This window comes from Mucilaginibacter angelicae, from assembly GCF_042434235.1.
Lineage (GTDB): Bacteria > Bacteroidota > Bacteroidia > Sphingobacteriales > Sphingobacteriaceae > Mucilaginibacter > Mucilaginibacter angelicae.
Genome location: NZ_JBHLTS010000080.1, coordinates 1 through 19968, shown reverse-complemented (window position 1 = coordinate 19968; position 19968 = coordinate 1). Strand labels below are relative to the sequence as shown.

The following is a 19968-nucleotide window of genomic DNA, read 5'->3' as shown; positions in this document are numbered from 1 at the left end:
ATAAAAAAGTCCATGAACTATAGCTTTAAGGCTATAGTCCATGGACTATGGTCTATCGACCCAAAAAACTTACGCTGAACAAGTCACGCAGCCTTCTTCCATTGAGCATGAAGGACCTGCTGGTATTTCGTCGGCAACGGCATCAACAACGGCTGGGATAACCGGATCCATATTTTTACCGCCCTGGTTTTCAACAGTGAATTTAACCGCTTGCGACGCTGCTTGTGTACGCAGGTAGTACATACCTGTTTTCAAGCCTTTTTTCCATGCGTAGAAGTGCATTGAAGTAAGTTTTGAAGCGTTTGGCGAGTTGATGAACAGGTTTAATGATTGCGACTGGCAAATGTACGCGCCCCTGTCGGCAGCCATATCAATAATGCTGCGCATCTTGATCTCCCAAACAGTTTTGTACAATGCTTTAATCTCGGCAGGGATCTCAGCTATATCCTGGATTGAACCGTTAGCGCTGATGATCTTATCTTTCATGCTGGTGCTCCACAGACCAAGGTTAACCAAATCGCGTAGCAGGTATTTGTTCACTACAATGAACTCACCGCTTAATACACGACGGGTGTAAATGTTTGAAGTATATGGTTCAAAACACTCGTTGTTACCTAATATCTGTGATGTTGAAGCAGTTGGCATTGGCGCAACCAATAATGAGTTACGTACACCGTGGTTCATTACATCTAAACGCAGGTTTTCCCAATCCCAGCGACCGCTTTCAGGTTTTACACCCCAAAGATCGAACTGGAATTTGCCTTGCGATAATGGTGAGCCTTTAAACGTTTCATAAGCGCCATCGGCAATTGCCATATCTTTTGAAGCTGTCATAGCTGCAAAGTAGATGGTTTCAAAAATCTCGATGTTCAGTTGTTTAGCTTCTTCGCTTTCAAACGGCATACGCAGCTGGATGAAGGTATCGGCCAAACCTTGTACACCTAAACCAATAGGACGGTGCCTTAAGTTTGAATATTCAGCTTCTTTAACAGGGTAGTAGTTACCATCAATAATGCGGTTAAGGTTGATGGTGGCCTGGTAAGTTACCTCGTACAGTTTATCATGATCAAACGCGCCGTTGCTGATGTAACGTGGCAATGCCAATGATGCAAGGTTACAAACAGCTACCTCGTTAGCATCGGTATACTCGATGATCTCGGTGCAAAGGTTTGAGCTTTTAATGGTACCCAGGTTTTGCTGGTTTGATTTACCGTTGGCAGCATCTTTATATAACAGGTATGGCGTACCGGTTTCAACCTGTGCATCCAATACTGCAAACCACAGTTCCTGTGCTTTTACAGTACGTCGCTGGCGGCCTTCTTTTTCGTATTTAGTATAAAGGGCCTCAAATTCCTTACCCCAGCAATCGGCTAAGCCTGGTGCTTCGTGAGGGCAGAATAAGCTCCAATCCTCATTGGCTTCAACGCGCTGCATGAACAGGTCAGATACCCAAAGGGCATAAAACAAGTCGCGGGCACGCATTTCTTCCTTACCGTGGTTTTTACGCAGGTCAAGGAATTCAAAGATATCGGCATGCCATGGCTCTAAATATACAGCGAAAGCACCTTTACGTTTGCCGCCGCCCTGATCAACATAACGTGCGGTATCATTAAATACACGCAGCATTGGGATGATACCGTTGCTGGTGCCGTTTGTGCCGCTGATGTATGAACCTGTAGCCCTTACATTGTGGATGCTTAAACCGATACCGCCTGCACTTTGCGAAATTTTGGCAGTTTGTTTCAGTGTATCATAAATACCTTCAATGCTGTCATCCTTCATGGTTAACAGGAAGCATGATGACATTTGCGGTTTTGGTGTGCCAGCGTTGAACAAAGTAGGCGTGGCATGTGTAAACCAGCGCTCGCTCATTAAATGGTATGTTTTAATGGCGCTTTCAATATCATGTTTGTGGATACCTACTGATACACGCATGAACAGATGCTGTGGACGTTCGGCAATTTTACCGTCTATCTTTAACAGGTATGATTTTTCAAGGGTTTTAAAACCGAAGTAATCAAAACCAAAGTCGCGGTCATAAATGATAGTGCTGTCAAGCAGTTCGGCATTTTCCTGGATCACTTCCCATACGTCATCAGCAATAAGCGATGCATCTTTACCCGTTTTCTTGTCAACATATTCATGCAGGAGGCGCATGGTTTCAGAAAACGATTTGATGGTGTTTTTGTGCAGGTTTGATACCGCAATACGTGAAGCCAGCAAAGCATAATCAGGGTGCTTGGTGGTTAATGAAGCGGCGGTTTCGGCGGCCAGGTTATCCAGCTCGGAGGTGGTAACGCCATCAAATAAACCTTCAATTACCTTTTTAGCCACATCAATAGGGTCAACTAATTGAAACCCATAGCACAGTTTCTCAATACGTGCAGTGATCTTGTCAAATTTTACGGACTCTCTTCTACCGTCTCTTTTTACTACGAACATTTTCCCCCTCCTTTGCCCCGTTAAAAGCGAAGCTTTTTTTAGTTAATATTATTGTGATTTGATTATTTTCTTTTTGAACCCTGATTTTCCTGATTTTGGGATTGGCCTGAGGCTACCTAACCTCTAACCTCCAATCACTGATCTCTTAAATCTAAAAATCATCATCCAGCGAAAAGCTTTTGCTTTCGGCCGATGCATTCAGTACGCCGCTCTTTTGATAGTCGCCTACGCGTTTTTCAAAAAAGTTTGTTTTACCCTGTAATGAAATCATTTCCATGAAATCGAACGGATTGCTTGCGCCGTAAAATTTATCGTAGCCAAGTTCGCCCAGCCACCTGTCGGCCACAAATTCAATATACTGGCTCATTAGTTTGGCATTCATGCCTATCAGGTTAACAGGCAGCGCATCGGTTACAAATTCTTTTTCAATTTCAACCGCGTCGGTAATGATCTTGGTAACCTGTTCCTGGCTCAATTTGTTTTCAAGCATACCATATAATAAGCAGGCAAATTCGCAGTGTGAACCTTCATCACGTGAGATCAGCTCATTGCTGAAAGTTAAGCCCGGCATCAAACCGCGTTTTTTAAGCCAGAATATAGAGCAGAAGCTACCTGAAAAGAAAATCCCCTCTACGGCCGCGAATGCAACTAAACGCTCGGCAAAGTTGCCGTTATTGATCCATTTCAATGCCCACTCCGCTTTTTTACCTACACATGGTACGGTGTCAATAGCGTGGAACAGGCGGTCTTTTTCGGCCGGGTCTTTTACATAGGTATCTATCAGCAGTGCGTAAGTTTCAGAATGGATGTTTTCCATCATGATCTGGAAACCGTAAAAGCAGCGTGCCTCAGGCAATTGAACTTCACTCATGAAGTTTACTGCCAGGTTCTCGTTCACTATACCGTCGCTTGCAGCAAAAAACGCAAGGATGTGCGAGATAAAATGTTTTTCACCCGAATTAAGATTTTCCCAATGTTTAAGATCGTCCGAAAGATCGATCTCTTCGGCAGTCCAAAAGCTTGCCTCTGCTTTTTTATACATCTCCCAAATTGCGGGATACTTGATGGGAAGGATAACAAACCGGTCCTTGTTTTCCCGTAGTAATAATTCGTTTTCCAAACTCATAGATGTCTACCTTTTTTTTAATTTTTTTCTTCAGTCAGGTATTCAGACACGAAAGCCAGCCTTACTTTTCAATAAAGCTTTAAATTTTGATGCCATCGGGCTGCCCCTTAGCAATTGTATTTTGTAACTTTCTGACAGCCAAGTGTTTAATTAGAGGATGACGAGTGCATCAGGCTGTCGGCCGAATACTTTTTTATTACCTTGTAGAGCAAAGTTAATGTTTGAGATGAGTAGTTGTGAATGATAGTTTTTCACAAACACCCGAGTTATCAACACTTCGTAGGTTCATTTTATCAACAGCAAAAATTAATGAACTTGAAAACAGTCAATTAAAAACCTGGATAGAAATTAATAGCTTCAGGACTTGCGGATTACAATAATTTAACATTATAAATTACTTGACTTAACACCGACAATTATTGCCAATAACGAAATGCTTTTGCTTTGTGGTGGTATCAATGTCTAAATGCTGAGTTAAAAGTGCATTGCAAACAGGTATGTGGAAAACAAATACGCCCGTTGGTCATAAACTAACGGGCGTATTCCTCAAAGTTTTACGATTTATTTTAATCCTTTACCGGAACAAATTTCATCGATACTGAATTTACACAATGACGGGTGTTTTTTGGGGTCATGAACTCGCCTTCAAACACGTGGCCAAGGTGGGCGCCACAATTAGCGCAAAGGATCTCCACCCTGCGGCCATCTGCATCTACCTCACGGCGTACTGCCCCTTCAATTTCGTCGTCAAAACTCGGCCAGCCACAAAATGATTCAAATTTATCTTCCGACCTGTACAGCGGTGCATCGCAGCGTTTGCAAACGTATAAGCCCTGTGCCTTGTTGTTCAGTAAAGTGCCGGTGAACGGCCTTTCGGTACCTTTGTATAATATTACCCTTTCTTCATCGGGTGTTAATTGATTGTATTCCATATTTTTTGATTACTCCGATTTGTTTTATGATTGTGCCGATTAGGAAATGTTTTCGGCTTTTTATCCATATAAAGATACGACAAATTGGGGTGATATAATGTTTTAGCAGTTGATGTTTACACTGGTTTGACGGGAAGGTAAAATGGTTGAACCTGAATAAAACGGCGTCATTGCGGTACGAAGCAATCCCCTACTTACAGAGGCACATGCATAGTTGCTCTGCTGCTTGGGGATTGCTTCGTACCTCGCAATTGACGATTTTTTTAAAACAACTCCCACGGGCTGAAAGCCCGCGGGAGAGAGGAGGGGCGTTCAATATCCTTTGTCCAGCTTTTTCAACAGCTCAAGGCCTGCATCCCATTCGCCATAGCCTGCTGATACATTGATATGGCCGGCATCACCGATATTCACTGCCTCGCTTCCCCAGCTGTTTGCAAATAGCCGGGCTCGTTCCGGGCTTACATAGTAATCATTGTTACTAATTACAGTTATTGATCTGAATGGCAGCCCGGTTAAGAGGACAGGCGCAAAACCATTTGTGCCGGATGGGTAGCTTTCTGCTTCGGTATCGCTTGGGGCAACTAATAATGCCCCTTTTATGCTGATGTTATACTCCGAAGCCCAATAAGCTATGGTGGCGCAGGCAAGACTATGGCCAACCAATATCACGTTTGCCGGATCGTGCCGGGTTACATAGTCATTTAATATTTTTGCCCAATCTGCACAAACAGGGGTTTCCCAGTCCTGCTGTTCAATACGGGTAAAATTAAAGCGCTTTTCCCAAATGCTTTGCCAATGTTGCGGACCTGAATTGCCCAGTCCGGGATGTATAAGAATGTCAGAATTAAAAGTCATGATTTCAATAAGAAGCTAAATATCCTATATAATTGAAAGCTCAATATATGGATTTTTAAACAGTTGTCCGTAGGAGGCCAAAGCAGCTAAGCTCCCCCTTTAGGAGGCTGGGGCCCCTCTGATATTTGCTTTATCACCTCATTCCGCTTCAATAGCAGCCTGGTCATATAGTTTGATAAAAACAGATAATTAGCTGCTTCACCAAATATTCCACCCGGCGATTCAAACGTAAAAATATCCCGCATCATGGTTTGGTTGAGGATGGGGTAAAAATAATGCTCGTGTGTAAAGCTTTTGAAAGCACCCTCAACCTGGATATCGGTAAAGTAATTTGGATATTCCATTTCGGTGATCTTTGAGGTAAGGTTTTGCCATATGCCGAAATGTTTTGCCCGCCAGGTAACGGTTTCACCAAGTTCGATCAGGCCGCTTGTACGCCCGGCAATGGCCTGCTCGCCGGTATGTTTGGTCGACTCCACATGCACATCAATATTACGGGCAATGTCAAAAACTTTTTCAACCGGGGCGTTAATATGGGTAGCAAGCAGGATTTGTGATGGCATACGGTATAAAAAAATAGGCTGTTGCATAACAACAGCCTAAATATAGTGTTACGCTTTTTAAATAATCAGCGTAATCATAAAAATCAAAAAACAATCAACGGTTAAAATTCCGCGTTCTTCGGGAACCTTGGGAAAGGGATCACATCACGGATGTTGCCCATACCGGTTACAAACAGCACCAGGCGCTCAAAGCCTAAACCAAAACCCGCATGCGGACAAGTGCCAAAACGGCGGGTATCTAAATACCACCAAAGTTCTTCGGTAGGGATGCCCATTTCGTTCATGCGTTGCTCCAATTTATCTAAACGCTCTTCACGTTGTGAGCCACCTACAATTTCACCAATGCCCGGGAACAGGATATCCATAGCGCGTACGGTTTTGCCATCGTCGTTCTGGCGCATGTAAAATGCTTTGATCTCCTTAGGGTAATCGGTCAGGATCACCGGTTTTTTAAAGTGTTTCTCAACAAGGTAACGCTCGTGCTCACTTTGCAGGTCGGTTCCCCAGCCCTCAATTGGGTAAACAAATTTTTTCTTTTTGTTCGGGGTGGAGTCCTGTAATATCTGGATGGCCTCAGTATAAGTAAGGCGTTCAAAATTGTTGTTCAGACAAAACTCCAGTTTTTCAAGCAAGGTCATTTCTGAGCGCTCGTTTTGAGGTTTTGATTTTTCTTCCTCGGTTAAGCGCTGGGTTAAAAACTCAATGTCGTCGGCATTTTTATCAAGCGCATATTTGATCACGTATTTCAGCATGTCCTCGGCAAGGTCCATGTTGTCAACCAAGTCGTTAAAAGCAACTTCAGGTTCAATCATCCAAAACTCGGCCAGGTGGCGGGTTGTGTTTGAGTTTTCGGCACGAAAAGTTGGGCCGAAGGTATAAATATCGCTCAGGGCCATAGCGCCAAGCTCACCCTCTAACTGGCCGGATACGGTTAAGTTAGTGGCACGACCAAAAAAGTCCTCCTTGAAATCAATCTCGCCGGTATCAGTTTTAGGGATGTTATCCAGGTCGAAGTTGGTAACGTGAAATGTTTCGCCGGCACCTTCCGCATCTGAAGCAGTAATTACTGGTGTATGCAGGTAAACAAATCCGCGCTCCTGGAAAAACTGGTGCACTGCAAAAGCCAGGCTGTTACGTACCCTGAAAATAGCACCAAACGTGTTGGTCCGAAAACGTAAATGGGCTTTCTCTCTCAAAAACTCAAGACTCGGCCTGTTTTTCAATTGAAGGGGATATTCTTCGGGATCGCAATCTCCCAAAATTTCAATTTCAATTGCTACAACTTCAACGGTTTGACCTTTACCTAAAGATGCGATGAGTTTACCTTCAACGCTAAGCGCCGCGCCAACAGTAATACGTTTAAGCAGGGCCGGATCGGTATTTTCAAAGTCGACAACAATCTGAATATTATTATTAGTTGAGCCATCATTCAAAGCAATAAAACGATTTGAACGGAATGCACGCACCCATCCTTTAACTGTTACATCAATTTCGGTTTGCTGGCTTTGCAGCAATGCTTTGATCTTAGTTCGCTGACTCATAAATTGTAATTCTGTATAAAACTGTATAATTTTTTAGAGTCGCAAAAATACAATTAATTATCAAAGCGTACTTTGAAACATGAGCTAAAAAACATCAGCAAGCAATAGCGGAGTTGTATATTTATTGGAAGGAGGGAGTGAGACCGGGAAATAGATGTAAACACTGTGGGAACATTTTATGGCCCCACACAGTGTTTAATGTGCTTAGTGGCCCGAAACCATAATGGTATCACGACGGTTTAAGCTTGGTGCCGCATTGCTTCCAACCATAATGGTGTCTTTTAATTTATTTAAAGAAGACTGGTTAAGAATGCTTTTTTTAGCGCTAACACTATCTTGTTTAGGCGCTACGCCATTTTTCTGGCAGCCTGCAAATAACAAGAGTGATAATGCGGCAATTGCAAATAAAGTTTTTTTCATAATGCTAAATTTACAACTAATACGAATAATAAATAAAGCTTGTTACAATTAATATTTTAATTTGACTTTAAACTTGCCTTCGCTAAAAGAAACCTTATCGGGATGACTGCCAGGCAGTCTGTCGCTCACTTTCAGAAACTTGAGCTCAAATAATCCCTGCAATATTTTATCAGTTTGGTTATATGAAATTATAGTTACAGAGCTAAGATGAGTTGGATCGGGTGTGTATTCGCCCGATAGTGTGCTGGTTTTCATAATGCGGTAATAATTTTCGTTTGCTTTGAGCGTGTAAAATCCGACGCCATCAAACACAATTTTAAAACCAACTTGCTCTTCTTCATCGGCAATGTCGCTTTTTGCCGATATGGTAATGGTATCGCCCAGTATATTTGAACCGGAAGGGTCGGCCTCCCAGTGCAAATTATTTTTCTGCGCAAGGATAAAATCAGGCGTAACCTGGAAATTACAGCATTCCTTCTTTTTGCAGGCCGAAAAAAGCAGGGCCACGGCTATGGCTAACATAAACCAGGGATATTTCATTGCTTTGTTGATGACAGGTTAACAAATTGTACAGGAAATATAAAGGTATTTAAAAGTAAGGCATATTATACAGGCTTTCAGTAAGTTTGCCGCTCATTTAATTTTACTGCGCTATGAACCCCAGGGTAAGTCTTGTTATTGGCATTTTATGCATTTCCTTTTCGCCGATATTTGTGAAGCTTGCCGGGGTATCGCCAATTGGTTCGGCATTTTACAGGGTATTTGTAGCCTGGATCTGCCTGGTGCCTTACTGCATATTCAAGCAAAAGCTTAAAGTAAATAAAAAGCAATTGTTTATCTCCATAGCTGCCGGCATGGTTTTCGCCCTTGATATTGCCGTGTGGAATATCTCGCTGTTAAAGATCAGTGCCACCGTTTCAACACTTATAGCCAATCTTGCGCCGGTTTGGGTGGGTTTGATGAGTTTCCTGTTTTTAAGAAAACGCTCGGGCCTGTTATTCTGGATAGGTACAGTCATAGCCATTACGGGTATGGTAGTATTGGTAGGTTATGAACACATTTTGCACATGGAGCTAAATACAGGCATATTATTGGCCATACTTGCCAGCTTTTTTTATGCTACCTATATCATGATCACCAAAAATATTATGGCCGGTATTGATGTGTTTAGCTTTATGTTTTACAGCATGCTTAGCGCCAGTGTTTTTTTATTAATGATAAATGGATATATGCATAATGATATTATTCATCTTTCATTAAAAGTATGGCTTTGCTTTATAGGTATGGGGTTAATTTGCCAATTGGCTGGCTGGCTAACTATTAATTACTCGTTGCGCTATCTTGAATCAACCAAAGTGTCTATCGCTTTATTAAGCCAAACTGTTTTTGCCGGGCTGCTGGCAGCATTTTTACTTCATGAGCGTTTAGGCTTTAATGAAATTGTTGGCAGTGCCATTGTTTTGGGCGGGATAGCCGTAACATTTTTAAAGCCACGAAATCAGGCAAATAAAATTGTATCTTAACGATTGTTAATTATCCAATAAGGTTTTGCCCTACATTTGCAATTAACTCATGATCCAAAAATCCACTATCGACCGTATTATGGAAGCCACCGACATTGTGGAGGTGATAGGGGAATTTGTGCAGTTAAAAAAACGCGGAGCAAACTATGTAGGCCTTTCGCCTTTTGCTAATGAGCGTACCCCTTCGTTCACAGTATCGCCTGCAAAAGGTATTTTTAAAGATTTTTCCACAGGCAAAGGTGGTTCGGCGGTTACATTTTTGATGGAGCTGGAAAAATTCAGCTATCCTGAAGCCTTAAAATGGCTGGCCAAAAAGTACGGTATCGAGGTTGAAGAAACCGTTGAAGCTCCCGAAAATCGCGAAGAAGAGCTCCGCCGCGAAAGTCTTCTGATCGTATCGGCATTTGCGGCTAAGTTTTTTCATGAAACCATGCTTGATACGGACGAAGGTCAAAGCATAGGCCTGAGTTATTTTAAAGAACGTGGCTTCACTGCCGAAACCATTAAAAAATTTGAGCTTGGCTATTCGCCCGATCAATGGGAAGCTTTTACCGGAGCCGCCATCAGGAACGGCTATAAAGAACAGTTTTTGGTTGAAAGCGGTTTGTCGGTAAAGAGGGATAACGGCGCGTTGTTTGACAGGTACCGCGGGCGTGTGATGTTCCCGATCCATAATTTTACCGGGAGGGTGATAGGTTTTGGCGGCCGTACGTTGAAAAAAGATAAAAACGTAGCCAAATACGTTAACTCGCCCGAGTCTGAGATCTACCATAAATCAAACGTACTTTACGGGCTTTATTTTGCCAAAAAGGCCATCCGCGAGCAGGATAACTGTTACCTGGTAGAAGGTTATGCCGATGTGCTTTCGGTACACCAGGCAGGGGTTGAAAACGTGGTGGCCTCATCAGGCACATCGCTCACTACCGAGCAGATTAAGCTCATTTCCCGCTTTACCAAAAACATCACCATATTATATGATGGCGACGCGGCCGGGATCAAAGCCTCGCTGCGTGGTTTGGATATGATCCTGGAGGAAGGGCTTAATGTAAAGGTTGTGCTGTTCCCCGATGGGCATGATCCCGATTCATTTGTACAGTCGAAAGGTTCAAGCGCCTTCAAAAAACATATTGAAGAAAATAAGAAGGACTTTATCCTGTATAAAACGCAGATCCTGCTTAAGGAAGTTGGCAACGACCCGATAAAAAAGGCTGATGTGATCCGCGAGGTGGTTGAAAGTATTGCCAAGATCCCTGACAGCATTAAGGCATCGGTATTTATAAAAGAGTGCAGCGGTTTATTACAGATAGATGAGCGTGCACTTATGTCTGAGCTTGGCAAAATGCGCACAGCCAAGGCTAAAAAAGACGAGCAACAGCGTCAGCAGCAAAATAACAGGTATTCGGAAATGCCCGATGAGCCTCACTTTTTTGATGAGCCGGTTGAACTGGAAGCGCCTGCTACAGCCAAAGAGGAAACTTCGCAGGAAAAGGAAATAGTGCGCCTGTTATTGCTTTACGGAAATAAGATCATTGACTGGGACGGAAATTCAAATACCTATATAGGCCCTTTCATTATTGCCGAATTAAGCGATGTAACGTTTGATAATCCCATCTGTAAGTCGATTGTTGACATTTACAGGAGCGATGTGGAAAATGGGGACCTTCCGGATGATGCCACATTTATTCATCACGCCAATAAAGATATAGTTAACCTTACCATAGATATATTGGCAACCAAGTACAGTTTGAGTGATAACTGGTACGAGATGCACAAAATTAAGGTTAACGATGAGCAGGAAAATATGAGGGCCACCATATTAGGGGGCATATTCCATCTTAAACTGCATAAGGTTAAAAAGATCCTGGATGAAGTTGTGACTGAACTGAAAACTGCTCAGAGCGCTGAAGATCAGGATAACCTTCAGATAAAATATATCCGCATGAAAAAGGTGGAGAAATCAATCTCAGATTTTTTAGGTACTGTAATTACCCGCTAATGGCCCAACACCTCGAACTTGGCCGTACGGGCGAGGCATTAGCCAAAACCCACCTCGAAAAAGCAGGCTACGAGATCCTTGATGAAAACTGGACTTACGGAAAAGCCGAAATAGATATTATTGCTTATAAAGACAAGGTTATTATATTTACGGAAGTAAAAACCCGTACGGGCAACGGCTTTGGCGAGCCGGAAGATTTTGTTGATAACCGTAAACAAAAACTCCTGGCCGAAGCTGCCGATGAATACATCTACCTCATGAACCACCAGGGCGAAGTGCGGTTTGATATCATCGCCATATTGTTTGACCGCAGCGGAAATTATATACTAAACCATATAGAAGATGCGTTTTGGCCTTCGGCCACATAACACTTATGAATAACAATAAATTAAAGCTATTTTTTGCCGCCCTTGCCCTAACGGCTTTCGGCTGCAGCTGTAACCATAAACCTGATAGTTCGGCTACAGACTATACCATAACCCCCGATCCCGGTGCTAACTACAAAGCCGGCGATAAAATTGACATTAAAGTAGGCTACCCATCCGGCAGTAAAGTTGATTCGGTAGTTTACCTGCTCGATTCGGCAAAAATCGCTTCCAGTAAAGATACCGCAGGCATCAGCCTTAAAACTGATACCATTGGCTTAGGTATCAGGATGATCACTGCTAAGGTTTATGCAGGTGGTAAAAGCAATGAGGTAACAACCAATATCCTGTTATTAGCCGCAAAGGCGCCTGCTAAGTACACGTATAAAGTGGAGAAAGTTTTTCCGCATGATACCGCTGCTTATACCGAAGGCTTGCAATATGTTGATGGTATTTTATACGAAAGTACAGGCGACTATGAACACTCATCCATCCGCAAGGTTGATTTAAACACAGGCAAAGTTTTGCAGGAAACCAAACTTGATAGCAAGTATTTTGGTGAAGGCTTATCAGTTGTTGGCGATAAGGTAGTACAGCTTACCTGGAAAGAGAAAGTAGGCTTTGTGTACGATAAAAATACCTTAAAGCTGCTTAATAACTTTGCCAATAACATTGGCCCCGAAGGCTGGGGGATGTGCTATGATGGAACCAAGCTCTATATGGATGATAGCACCAACCGCATTTGGTTCCTGGATAAGAATAATTACCGCCAGATAGGCCATATCGATGTATGTGATGATAAACAACAGATAGATTCGATAAATGAACTGGAATATATTAATGGTAAAATATATGCCAACGTTTATCAAACAGATAATATACTGGTGATCAATCCTAAAACAGGTGCGGTGGAGCAGGTGATAGATTTGAAAGAGATTTACCCGATGGCAAGCCGCCCGCAGGATAGGGATTGGAACAACAATGTGTTAAACGGCATAGCCTGGGATGAAAAAGGCCAACGCCTTTTTGTTACCGGCAAAAAATGGCCGCATTTGTACCAGGTTAAGTTTGTGCCGGCCCCGTAGGCCTCGCCCCCTAACCCCCTAAAGGGGGAACCACAGTTTGAAAGAATATTTTATAAAGAGTAATGGCCCGGAATTTCCGGGCCATTACTCTTTAACTGCTAATCAACTGCCAGCTGTACCTGGTCATAAACTCTTCAACTTCATCATTAAACGATTTATTTTGATGATGATTTTCCTGGTTGTTGATATAACGGATTACAGTTGATACCTGCGATTCACTTACTGATACTGCAAAGTAGTCATCTTGCCAGTTGAATAGTTTGTCAATCAACTGGTTTTTGTTTATCCAGATTGATGATTCACCCTTAATTAGCTGGCTTATTTTGGCGATATTTTGATCTTTGCCTAAAGAGATAAGACAATGGATATAGTCAGTATAGCCATTAATGGCCTGTAAAAATATTCCCTTGTCTTTACAGTTTTCGATGATGTGTTTGTGTACCTGGTATCTTGCATTTTGCGTAAGCAGTGGCTGTCTGTCCTTAGTTGCAAATACTAAATGAATCCAGATTTTTACAAATGACATGGTTTTAAGCTTAATTGTATCTTGTCCTAAAGATATAGTTTATTTTGGCTAAAGCCACTTGCTTGTTGATGATCTGATCCATTGGTTAAAACCAACGGCAATGAAAGGAAAAGTTTGTGCTATGTTTAAGTTTTTCTTGTCCGAAAGGATGGTTTATTTTGGCTAAAGCCATTTTGCTGTTGATGATCTTGTCCGTTGGTTAAAACCAACGGCAATGAAAGGGAAAGCTTGTGCTATGCTTAGGTTTTTTCTTATCCTAAAGGTATGGTTTATTTTGGCTAACACCATTGTGTTATTGATGACTTTGTCCATTGGTTAAAACCAACGGCAATGATGAAAACTCTTTTGATCTGTATGCCTGCTTTTTACTCGCGCGGAATAAGGAGCTACCTGGCAGGCTGCTAAAATTCATTGCCGTTGGTTTTAACCAACGGAATAAAATTCAGGCAGATAACTGGCTTTAGCCGAAATCATCAGAAAAGATTCGCCCGCAAGTTTAAGCTTTACTAAACAACAAACGCCCTGGTTTTCCGGGCGTTTGTTGTTTAAGATTATAAAACTCCCCCTTTAGGGGGCCGGGGCGATTACCTCCAGGCTTTATACAAATTGATCAAACCATTGGTTGATGAATCATGGCTGCTGATCTCAGCGTTATCTTTTAATTCAGGAAGGATTTTGCCGGCAAGTTGCTTGCCAAGCTCAACACCCCATTGGTCAAAGCTGTATATGTTCCAGATAATACCCTGGGTAAAGATCTTGTGCTCATACATGGCAATCAATGCGCCTAAAGTGTATGGAGTGATCTTTTTAATCAGGAATGAGTTTGTTGGACGGTTACCCTCAAATACTTTAAACGGAGCAATTTTAGCAATCTCTTCGTCTGATTTGCCGGCGGCTTTAAGCTCTTCAATAACTACCTCTTCGGTTTTACCATTCATTAAAGCTTCGGTTTGGGCAAAAAAGTTTGAAAGCAGCATGTTGTGGTGCTCGCCAAGCGGGTTGTGTGATTGTGCCGGGGCAATGAAATCAGCAGGGATCAGTTTTGTACCCTGGTGAATCAATTGGTAAAAGGCATGCTGCCCGTTGGTGCCTGGTTCGCCCCAGATGATCGGGCCAGTTGAGTAGTCAACCTCTTTACCATTACGGTCGACATGTTTACCGTTACTTTCCATATCGCCTTGCTGGAAATAGGCCGAGAAGCGGTGCAGGTACTGATCATAAGGCAAAATAACATTGGTTTCAGCCTCAAAGAAGTTATTGTACCAGATGCCAATCAAACCCATGATCACTGGAATGTTCTGATCGAACTCGGCAGATTTAAAATGGTTGTCGGTAGCGTGGGCACCGGCAAGCAGATCGGCAAAGTTTTCAAAGCCAATGCTCAGGGCAATTGATAAGCCGATAGCGCTCCATAAAGAATAGCGACCGCCAACCCAATCCCAAAACTCAAACATGTTTTTGGTATCGATACCGAATTTTTCAACAGCTACTGCATTGGTTGAAAGGGCTGCGAAGTGTTTGGCTACATCAGCCTCAGTAGCACCGCTGGCCAGAAACCAGTCGCGGGCGCTATGGGCGTTGCCCATAGTTTCCTGGGTAGTGAACGTTTTTGAAGCTACAAGGAACAGGGTGGTTTCAGGATCAACCGCTTTTAGGGTTTCAACTATATGTGTACCATCCACGTTGCTTACAAAGTGGAGGTTCAAATGATTTTTGTATGCTTTTAATGCTTCGGTAACCATTACCGGGCCTAAATCAGAGCCGCCTATGCCGATGTTAACTACGTCGGTAATAGCCTTGCCGGTATAACCTTTCCATTCGCCCGAGATAATGGCTTCGCTGAAAGCTTTCATCTGGTCAAGCACTTTATTTACATCGGGCATAACATCTTTGCCATCAACATAAATAGGCGTGTTGCTGCGGTTCCGCAACGCGATATGTAACACCTGGCGACCTTCCGTGACGTTGATCTTTTCGCCCGAGTACATGGCGTCTATCGCCTCTTTTAATGAACACTCTTTGGCCAGCTGTATCAATAAAGCGATGGTTTCATCGTCGATACGGTTCTTTGAATAATCAAGCAGGATATCTTCAAACTGGATCGAAAATTTATTAAAGCGCTGGTCATCAGCATCAAACATTTCCTTCAGGCTTTTTGATACAATATCAATGTAATGATCTGTAAGATATTTGTAAGCCTGGGTTGTTGTAAAATCGGTAGTTGGCAGCATAATTGTGTTATTTTTTAACAAAAGTAAAAAGTTAATTGTAAGGTGGTTGTTAAATAAAATAATAGTCTGTCTTAGTGTTAATTAAACACGGGCAGCATAGTGTTTATCTTACACCAAAAAATTATGAGAATTACAAAGAAATTACAAATATATTTTGAAGTTTAAAATTTTTATTTGATATATTTGTATCGATGGTAATCAAATGAGGTATTTATCATCAATTTGTAAATTTACTTTAAAAGCACGTATTACTATGTTTGAAAAACTGTTTTTGCTTGTAAAAGATAACGCCGGGACGGCTGTTATCAACAACCCGGTGATCCCTGCTCAACATCATGAGGCGGTGATCAATGAAGCTTCAAGTTCTATCATTGAAGTATTAAAAGGCCAGCTTGAAAGCGGCAAGGTAAAGGAACTTATAAAGTACTTTCAGTTTTCGGGTAGTTACAACAATTCATTAGTATCGAGCATAACCAACCGCTTTGCCAATAAGCTTAATACCTTTTACAGTATCGATCCGGCAAATGCTTTAGCCACTGCAAAAGCTTTGATCCCAACGGTTATGAATGAGCTGATCAAAGAAACCAAGAGTGGAGAGGCCAAGGAATTTGCTTTGGGTACCCTGCTGACTAAGCTGAACGGTAACCGTACCGATCTGAATCCGCTTGTGAACAACCTGATGGTTGCCTAACATACTATTACATCTGCCTAATGAACGGGCCTGCTGATTGTTAAACAATTTGCAGGCCTTTTTATTTATAGCAATTTTTCAAATTATATATATTTGCCGTATGACTAAAGAACAAGTTCAGGATTTAAGGGATAGAGTAACTTCCCTGAGGAGGCATCTTTGACATTGATAAGAAGCTGGAGCTATTACAGGCAGAACAGGAAATAACCATTGGCCCGCATTTTTGGGACCACCCTAAAGAGGCAGAAAAGGTGCTGGCATCCATCAAAGTAAAAAAAGTATGGACAGATGCCTTTCAGAAAGTTGTAGCCGTTGTTGATGACGCGGGCGTACTTTTTGAATTTTACCAGGGCGGCGACGCTACCGAAGCCGAAATGCAGGAACAATATAATGCAGCCATAAAAGCGGTTGAAGAGCTTGAGTTTAAAAACATGCTCTCGGCCGAAGAAGATCAGCTAAACGCAGTACTTCAGATTACGGCTGGTGCCGGCGGTACCGAAAGCTGCGATTGGGCTGGTATGCTCATGCGTATGTACATCATGTATGGCGAAAAAAGCGGCTTTAAAGTTACCGAGCAGGATTACCAACCAGGTGACGTAGCCGGTGTAAAAACCGTTACACTGCAGCTGGAAGGCGAGTTTGCCTACGGTTATTTAAAAGGTGAAAATGGTGTACACCGTTTGGTGCGCGTATCTCCGTTTGATGCCAATGCCAAGCGCCATACTTCGTTTGCTTCGGTATATGTATACCCGTTGGTTGATGATACCATTGAAATTGAAGTAAACCCCGCCGATATTGAGTTTGAAACTTTCCGCTCGGGTGGTGCAGGCGGACAAAACGTGAATAAGGTAGAAACCGCCGTACGTTTATACCACAAACCATCGGGCATTATTATCAAAAACCAGGAATCGCGCTCACAATTGCAGAACAAGGATAACGCTATCCGCTTGCTGAAATCGCAGTTATACGAAATTGAGATGCGCAAACGCATGGAGCTGACCAATGCTATTGAAGGAAATAAGAAGAAGATAGAGTGGGGCTCACAGATCCGCAACTATGTTTTGCACCCGTACAAACTGGTGAAAGACCTGCGTACCGATCATGAAACCTCTAATGCCGCGGCAGTGCTTGACGGTGATCTGGATGATTTCCTGAAAGCCTACCTGATGGAATTTGGCGGGCCGAAGACTTAAGGAAAATAGATAAAAAAGGCGTCATTGCGAGGTACGAAGCAATCCCTGATGAGCAGAGGGGCTTTGCACATCCGCCCTGTAAAGTAGGGGATTGCTTCGTACCTCGCAATGACGTTGTTTTTTAAGGGCTAATTGAACGGAGTTATCAGAAATGATACTCCGTTTTTTGTTTTCAAGAGATTAATTGTATTTTGGACAGATCCAATTTGCCTTTTAAAAATATGAAATCCATCTTATCAGCCTTTGCATTGACAGCCATAACTTTTGCCTCCTTTGCACAGGAGAAACCGATGCCGCTTTATCCAAAAGGTGTTCCCAATTCAAAAAAAGCCCCGGCGAGTTACGTTGAAAAAACTGATGACAGAAGCTGGATTACTTTGGTTACGGAACCAACATTAACGCCTTACCTGCCAGAAAAAGGTAAAGCTAATGGCGCTGCAATTGTTGTTTGCCCCGGCGGAGGATATTCCGGATTGGCTTCGGATCACGAAGGAAAAGCTATAGCTAAAGCCTTTGCTCAAATTGGTGTAACGGCTTATTTGTTGAAATACCGCTTACCAAGTGATGATATTATGGCCGATAAATCTATCGGCCCCCTGCAGGATGCGCAAATGGCTATATATACTGTGCGTAAAAATGCTGCTGAATGGAACATCAATCCATCAAAGATTGGCATCATCGGTTTTTCGGCCGGTGGTCACCTGGCATCAACCGAGGGTACACATTTTGATAAGCCGGTTATTGAAGATAAAGAAAACATCAGTGTACGCCCTGATTTTATGATGCTGATATATCCAGTAATTTCTTTTGGTGAATATGCCCACGTTGGTTCAAGGGAAAATTTGATCGGTAAAAATCCTTCGGCAGCGCAGTTAGAACTGTATTCGAACGAAAAGCAGGTAACGTCCAACACCCCGCCTACATTTTTGGTGCATGCCGAAGATGATACCGTAGTACCTGTACAAAACAGCTTACTGTTTTATGATGCGCTTTTGAAAAATAAGGTAAAGGCCGAGATGCACCTTTTCCAGGAGGGAGGCCATGGCTTTGGGATGAACAATTCTAAAAATAAAGGCAAATGGTTTGAATGGGCCGCTTCCTGGCTGGAAGAGAACGGGTTTTTGAGCGGGAAATGATCATGAACAACTAATTTTTTTCCTGATAAAAACAGTATGCTAATTTCATTGTTGAGGTAAACAGTCTTTTTTGAAAAGTACAAAAGTTCGACCTTAATGATCATTTTATGTGGAAAAGAATACTGTTAGCAGTGTTGCTCGTCACCGGTGCCTGCTTTAATGTTATCGCCCAGTCAATCAAATTCAAAAGCGTATCCAACCAGGACCTTACCTATGTTTTGAATAATATGCAAAAGCGTTATGTGTATACCGATCATAAAACGCTTAATATAGCGGTGTACCTGGTTGCCGAGCAGCAGGGTAATACCGATGCCCCGGCAGATTGCAAAACGCCCGGCTCTATTTATATCGCCGTTTCAGAGGCTAAACCCCAGCCCGAGCAATATGTTTATAAACTGAACGCAGTTTGCGATCCGAAATTTATTAACTGGATCAAATCAAAAAAGATGTACAAGATAGCTTTTAGTTATGGCCCGGCGGTGAAAAGGAAAACTGCTACGGTTGGGATTATGCTGAAGAAATTGGTGCTGGAATAAACCTCAAAAAAAGCGTCATTGCGAGGTACGAAGCAATCCCCGACTTTACAGGGCGAATATGCATAGCCACTCTACTCATTTGGGATTGCTTCGTACCTTGTAATGACGTGATGGAAAAGTAGCAGCCCCTTCAAAATCCAAATCCGTGGAAACGCGGTTTTAAACTTATCCCGATCTTAACTAATATCCATTATCCCGATAATCTTATCGTCATCAAAAGTAAAAATGGAATGTCCTTTCAGGTTTAGTTCATCACCTTTCTTTAATCCGTTTGGCAAATCGGTAGCCAAAACGGCGTTATAATCAATAGCTATTTCGGTTTTGTTGCCGGTATGTTTAAATGAGCGGATAATTTGTTCTCGGCTTTCAAAGAGCTGAGTGGCTTGCTGGGCCTGGTTTTGAAATGCTTCGATGCCATTAAGCTCCATGTTTACATCGCCATTGGATATATTTTGAAATTTTATGGCTGGGGCAAGGTCTTTAAGCATGCCTGCAACATCAAAGCTGTTGTAGGCTTTTACATAATTGCTGATGATAAGTTCACGGTGTTGCATAATACAAATATAATTGCCCGTGAGGACACAGACAAAGGATGCAGAAAAACATGTCATTGCGAGCGATAGCGTGGCAACCGCACGGAAGCAGAGCCACCCTATATAATATGCGATTGCTTCGTTGTACCTCGCAATTGTAAAGGTTAGATAATTCGGAGACAAAATAGCCTAACTTAAAGCTATGCGAATCAACACAAATGATCTAACCTTAAAACGGAATTATTTGCAAACGTATCGTTTGCTGATAAAGGAT

Annotated in this window: 19 protein-coding genes; 8 read left to right on the top strand and 11 right to left on the bottom strand. The window is 42.4% G+C overall.

Features of this window, described 5'->3' with window-relative positions:
- Positions 1-69: 69 nt before the first annotated feature.
- From ACFFGT_RS31410 to ACFFGT_RS31375, 8 genes are all read right to left on the bottom strand, one after another.
- Positions 70-2442, bottom strand: a complete 2373-nt coding sequence (locus tag ACFFGT_RS31410) for a ribonucleoside-diphosphate reductase subunit alpha (protein WP_377026475.1) — start codon at positions 2440-2442, stop codon at positions 70-72.
- 151 nt (positions 2443-2593) lie between these two features.
- On the bottom strand, positions 2594-3568 hold the full coding sequence (locus ACFFGT_RS31405; protein ID WP_377026474.1) for a ribonucleoside-diphosphate reductase small subunit: 975 nt from the start codon (positions 3566-3568) through the stop codon (positions 2594-2596).
- A gap of 566 nt (positions 3569-4134) precedes the next feature.
- Complete coding sequence (locus ACFFGT_RS31400; RefSeq protein ID WP_377026473.1) at positions 4135-4500, bottom strand: methionine-R-sulfoxide reductase; 366 nt, start codon at positions 4498-4500, stop codon at positions 4135-4137.
- A 312-nt stretch (positions 4501-4812) separates the two neighbouring features.
- Complete coding sequence (locus ACFFGT_RS31395; RefSeq protein ID WP_377026472.1) at positions 4813-5355, bottom strand: RBBP9/YdeN family alpha/beta hydrolase; 543 nt, start codon at positions 5353-5355, stop codon at positions 4813-4815.
- Positions 5356-5441: 86 nt separating this feature from the next.
- A complete protein-coding gene (locus tag ACFFGT_RS31390) occupies positions 5442-5918 on the bottom strand; it encodes an SRPBCC family protein (RefSeq protein WP_377026471.1) in 477 nt (158 codons plus the stop codon).
- A gap of 101 nt (positions 5919-6019) precedes the next feature.
- Positions 6020-7459 (bottom strand): asparagine--tRNA ligase, encoded by a 1440-nt coding sequence (asnS, locus tag ACFFGT_RS31385; protein WP_377026470.1) that lies wholly within the window; start codon positions 7457-7459, stop codon positions 6020-6022.
- 204 nt (positions 7460-7663) lie between these two features.
- Entirely contained in the window at positions 7664-7879 is a 216-nt protein-coding gene (locus ACFFGT_RS31380; RefSeq protein ID WP_377026469.1) for a hypothetical protein, read from the bottom strand.
- Positions 7880-7927: 48 nt separating this feature from the next.
- Entirely contained in the window at positions 7928-8419 is a 492-nt protein-coding gene (locus tag ACFFGT_RS31375; protein ID WP_377026468.1) for a DUF6252 domain-containing protein, read from the bottom strand.
- Between the two features lie 113 nt (positions 8420-8532).
- Here ACFFGT_RS31375 and ACFFGT_RS31370 point away from each other — a divergent pair, with 113 nt between their 5' ends.
- From ACFFGT_RS31370 to ACFFGT_RS31355, 4 genes are read left to right on the top strand one after another with little or no spacing between them, the layout of a single operon-like run.
- Entirely contained in the window at positions 8533-9402 is an 870-nt protein-coding gene (locus tag ACFFGT_RS31370; RefSeq protein ID WP_377026467.1) for a DMT family transporter, read from the top strand.
- Between the two features lie 49 nt (positions 9403-9451).
- Positions 9452-11398 carry a DNA primase gene (gene dnaG / locus ACFFGT_RS31365; protein WP_377026466.1) on the top strand — a complete coding sequence of 649 codons (1947 nt, stop codon included), beginning with the start codon at positions 9452-9454 and terminating at the stop codon, positions 11396-11398.
- Positions 11398-11766: a YraN family protein gene (locus tag ACFFGT_RS31360; RefSeq protein ID WP_091171976.1), complete on the top strand. Its 369-nt coding sequence runs from the start codon at positions 11398-11400 to the stop codon at positions 11764-11766. The genes dnaG and ACFFGT_RS31360 overlap by 1 nt, the downstream gene beginning before the upstream one ends.
- Positions 11767-11771: 5 nt before the next feature.
- The gene (locus ACFFGT_RS31355) at positions 11772-12848 is read left to right on the top strand and encodes a glutaminyl-peptide cyclotransferase (RefSeq protein WP_377026465.1); all 1077 of its coding nucleotides are present in this window, start codon (positions 11772-11774) and stop codon (positions 12846-12848) included.
- A gap of 91 nt (positions 12849-12939) precedes the next feature.
- Here ACFFGT_RS31355 and tnpA read toward each other — a convergent pair whose 3' ends face one another.
- Together tnpA and pgi are read right to left on the bottom strand one after the other, a co-directional pair.
- Positions 12940-13374, bottom strand: a complete 435-nt coding sequence (gene tnpA / locus ACFFGT_RS31350) for an IS200/IS605 family transposase (protein ID WP_377026464.1) — start codon at positions 13372-13374, stop codon at positions 12940-12942.
- Positions 13375-13958: 584 nt separating this feature from the next.
- Positions 13959-15605 carry a glucose-6-phosphate isomerase gene (pgi, locus tag ACFFGT_RS31345; RefSeq protein WP_377026463.1) on the bottom strand — a complete coding sequence of 549 codons (1647 nt, stop codon included), beginning with the start codon at positions 15603-15605 and terminating at the stop codon, positions 13959-13961.
- Between the two features lie 253 nt (positions 15606-15858).
- Here pgi and ACFFGT_RS31340 point away from each other — a divergent pair, with 253 nt between their 5' ends.
- The 4 genes from ACFFGT_RS31340 (at position 15859) to ACFFGT_RS31325 (ending at position 19161) form a co-directional block, all read left to right on the top strand.
- Positions 15859-16296 (top strand): hypothetical protein, encoded by a 438-nt coding sequence (locus ACFFGT_RS31340; protein ID WP_377026462.1) that lies wholly within the window; start codon positions 15859-15861, stop codon positions 16294-16296.
- A gap of 100 nt (positions 16297-16396) precedes the next feature.
- A protein-coding gene (gene prfB / locus ACFFGT_RS31335; RefSeq protein ID WP_377026461.1) for a peptide chain release factor 2 occupies positions 16397-17489 on the top strand; the annotation gives its coding sequence in 2 pieces (ribosomal slippage) (positions 16397-16456 and positions 16458-17489; 1092 coding nt in all).
- A gap of 221 nt (positions 17490-17710) precedes the next feature.
- Entirely contained in the window at positions 17711-18625 is a 915-nt protein-coding gene (locus ACFFGT_RS31330) for an alpha/beta hydrolase (protein WP_377026460.1), read from the top strand.
- Between the two features lie 107 nt (positions 18626-18732).
- The gene (locus tag ACFFGT_RS31325; RefSeq protein WP_377026459.1) at positions 18733-19161 is read left to right on the top strand and encodes a hypothetical protein; all 429 of its coding nucleotides are present in this window, start codon (positions 18733-18735) and stop codon (positions 19159-19161) included.
- Positions 19162-19337: 176 nt separating this feature from the next.
- Here the strand turns inward: ACFFGT_RS31325 and ACFFGT_RS31320 are convergent, their stop codons facing one another.
- Complete coding sequence (locus tag ACFFGT_RS31320; RefSeq protein WP_377026458.1) at positions 19338-19715, bottom strand: nuclear transport factor 2-like protein; 378 nt, start codon at positions 19713-19715, stop codon at positions 19338-19340.
- Between the last annotated feature and the right edge of the window lie 253 nt (positions 19716-19968).

What these genes read in the sequence shown, in the direction of transcription:
- ACFFGT_RS31410 (WP_377026475.1), bottom strand. Translation starts at nt 2,442, where the DNA reads ATGTTCGTAGTAAAAAGAGACGGTAGAAGAGAGTCCGTAAAATTTGAC.
- ACFFGT_RS31405 (WP_377026474.1), bottom strand. Translation starts at nt 3,568, where the DNA reads ATGAGTTTGGAAAACGAATTATTACTACGGGAAAACAAGGACCGGTTT.
- ACFFGT_RS31400 (WP_377026473.1), bottom strand. Translation starts at nt 4,500, where the DNA reads ATGGAATACAATCAATTAACACCCGATGAAGAAAGGGTAATATTATAC.
- ACFFGT_RS31395 (WP_377026472.1), bottom strand. Translation starts at nt 5,355, where the DNA reads ATGACTTTTAATTCTGACATTCTTATACATCCCGGACTGGGCAATTCA.
- ACFFGT_RS31390 (WP_377026471.1), bottom strand. Translation starts at nt 5,918, where the DNA reads ATGCCATCACAAATCCTGCTTGCTACCCATATTAACGCCCCGGTTGAA.
- asnS (WP_377026470.1), bottom strand. Translation starts at nt 7,459, where the DNA reads ATGAGTCAGCGAACTAAGATCAAAGCATTGCTGCAAAGCCAGCAAACC.
- ACFFGT_RS31380 (WP_377026469.1), bottom strand. Translation starts at nt 7,879, where the DNA reads ATGAAAAAAACTTTATTTGCAATTGCCGCATTATCACTCTTGTTATTT.
- ACFFGT_RS31375 (WP_377026468.1), bottom strand. Translation starts at nt 8,419, where the DNA reads ATGAAATATCCCTGGTTTATGTTAGCCATAGCCGTGGCCCTGCTTTTT.
- ACFFGT_RS31370 (WP_377026467.1), top strand. Translation starts at nt 8,533, where the DNA reads ATGAACCCCAGGGTAAGTCTTGTTATTGGCATTTTATGCATTTCCTTT.
- dnaG (WP_377026466.1), top strand. Translation starts at nt 9,452, where the DNA reads ATGATCCAAAAATCCACTATCGACCGTATTATGGAAGCCACCGACATT.
- ACFFGT_RS31360 (WP_091171976.1), top strand. Translation starts at nt 11,398, where the DNA reads ATGGCCCAACACCTCGAACTTGGCCGTACGGGCGAGGCATTAGCCAAA.
- ACFFGT_RS31355 (WP_377026465.1), top strand. Translation starts at nt 11,772, where the DNA reads ATGAATAACAATAAATTAAAGCTATTTTTTGCCGCCCTTGCCCTAACG.
- tnpA (WP_377026464.1), bottom strand. Translation starts at nt 13,374, where the DNA reads ATGTCATTTGTAAAAATCTGGATTCATTTAGTATTTGCAACTAAGGAC.
- pgi (WP_377026463.1), bottom strand. Translation starts at nt 15,605, where the DNA reads ATGCTGCCAACTACCGATTTTACAACAACCCAGGCTTACAAATATCTT.
- ACFFGT_RS31340 (WP_377026462.1), top strand. Translation starts at nt 15,859, where the DNA reads ATGTTTGAAAAACTGTTTTTGCTTGTAAAAGATAACGCCGGGACGGCT.
- ACFFGT_RS31330 (WP_377026460.1), top strand. Translation starts at nt 17,711, where the DNA reads ATGAAATCCATCTTATCAGCCTTTGCATTGACAGCCATAACTTTTGCC.
- ACFFGT_RS31325 (WP_377026459.1), top strand. Translation starts at nt 18,733, where the DNA reads ATGTGGAAAAGAATACTGTTAGCAGTGTTGCTCGTCACCGGTGCCTGC.
- ACFFGT_RS31320 (WP_377026458.1), bottom strand. Translation starts at nt 19,715, where the DNA reads ATGCAACACCGTGAACTTATCATCAGCAATTATGTAAAAGCCTACAAC.